Here is a 2,031-nt window from a genome sequence, read left to right on the forward strand (position 1 = left end):
GTACCATCTGCACAATCTTCGATATCATCACATCGCTTTGCATGCGGAATAACTTCTTCGTTTGCGCATACAAAACCATGTGGTTGACAAGATCCAGTTGCATTGTGGCATGATTGGAATTTTTTGTTCTCAGTTGCTCCTGTAAAAGCCGAAAACAAAATGAGAATAATAAGAATAACTGTTGAAAAACGGAACATTTTTGACATGAATGTGAATAGAAACTGTTTATTGTGGTGTGATATTTGAATTATGGTATAAGCACACAATGGATTCTAAATTTCAATTTTTGTCTACATCAACTGATGACGATAGCAACGCCAAAAGCCTTTTTTACTATACTTTGCTGTCGCGATCACAATCCGCTTTGCATATACCGAGCAAAGTAAAATAAATGTCACTTGATGATTTTGTCCTTGAGCAACGTTCACCAACCCATTGGTCGATTTTCTTTTTTTCTTGGATATACACCCATTCCACGTTCCATTTGGAATAAATCCAAAAAAGGCAAACTACTTCTACATTACAAAATGTAATGCAAGTAATTGATATCAAACATCTATGTCTGACATATTTTATTGAACGAATTTGGTGTATTACATTTAAGTATATCGAAGTTTTGTCCACTTTTCTTTGTGGTCAACGCATCCCCTAACTTTGGTAACCCAAAATTAGGTTTTTTGTTTTCATCTTCCATTTTATAATTTCTACTAAATTCGAGTTTACGGTTTCCCTCTTTTTTATAGTTTTCTATTATATTTCGCATATTTAATGATGAATTTCTATTTCTATTTTGAAAACGTTGCAAAGGTTTACCTACAATATTTTGAAGTATATTAGATACCAATACCGAATGTAATTCCTTTTGTTTTCCAGTTTTTTTATCACGAATTTTTGCATTTTCGTTCCTTTTCAATGTTATGTTGTCTAAACATGATGTTCTAAATTCATCTATATTGAAAATATTAAAATTTTCATTTAATCTTCTTTTTATTCCAATGCATGGCGTACTTATTACGCCTCTCATTTGACTTAATCTACTCCAATCTCCATAAATTAATACAACTTCTCTTTTATCCTTGCCAAATATTGATTTTATGTTATTAACCAATTTCGACTCAGATCTTAATTTATTTATATACGATCGTAATCTTAGTTTTCGTATAAATGGTAAATTATAATGTTCTCTTAATTTGTCTTCAACCTCGTTTTTGTTTTTGGCATAAATAATAAAATTATCTAAAATACATGTTTTTGATGAAATTTCTCCTAATTTTTCTTCTGTTTTATTAATGCCTTTTTCTTTTTTATAATCTTGTAGTGTTTTTCTGTGTTTTATTGTACCCAATTCATGCAATCTTTGTTTTGTTGTATATTTAAAATAATTAACATTTTTTACATTATCATCATAATTGCACATATACAATAAATCTGGATTTTTTCCAGGATCAACTAATACTAAATTATACATTATGCACATTTTTTTCATTTCTTCTTTCATTAACTTATTGTCCCAGCCATTTTCAGTTTCCCCTAATTTGTCTATATATTTGTACGAATCTTTATCCATTTGAGCATGCCTTTTATTTATAGTTAAACCGTACATATCAATATTTCTAAATAAAATTGTAACATCAACGCCATCCGTTGTAATATGATGGTCAAATCTAAATTTTTTATTCCATTTAAATTGATTTTTGCCTAAATCAACTATTTCTGACCAAATTTTATCGTAAAAAACTGATATGTTATCTTTTAATATTTTACTTATTCCTTGCTTTACTTCTTCTTCCTTTTCAGGATTTATAAAAAGTGTTATTATTGATAATGTATCAATATCAATATTAGCTGGAACTAAACTTGTCCGTAAAGGAAAACAACAATATATTTTTCTTTTCATTTTTTCCAATTCAACATTCATAAATATCATATTTTTAAAATATACCATTGAATTTTTTTCTAAATCTCCATCTAAACCTTTTTTGTTGTAATCAATATCATTTGATATAATCTTATTTTTGTTTTCGATTATCC

The 2,031-nt window shown here is 28.0% G+C and carries 2 protein-coding genes; both read right to left on the bottom strand.

Annotated elements, in window-relative coordinates; all coding sequences use genetic code 11:
• A partial coding sequence (locus ACHZC3_RS02910) for an LDL receptor domain-containing protein (protein ID WP_394758379.1) occupies nucleotides 1-206 on the bottom strand: 206 nt, incomplete at its 3' end.
• Nucleotides 207-556: 350 nt separating this feature from the next.
• Nucleotides 557-2,031: hypothetical protein (locus ACHZC3_RS02915; protein ID WP_394758380.1), on the bottom strand; the 1,475-nt coding region annotated here is incomplete at its 5' end.

Source organism: Flavobacterium sp., assembly GCF_043720215.1.
Lineage (GTDB): Bacteria > Bacteroidota > Bacteroidia > Flavobacteriales > Flavobacteriaceae > Flavobacterium.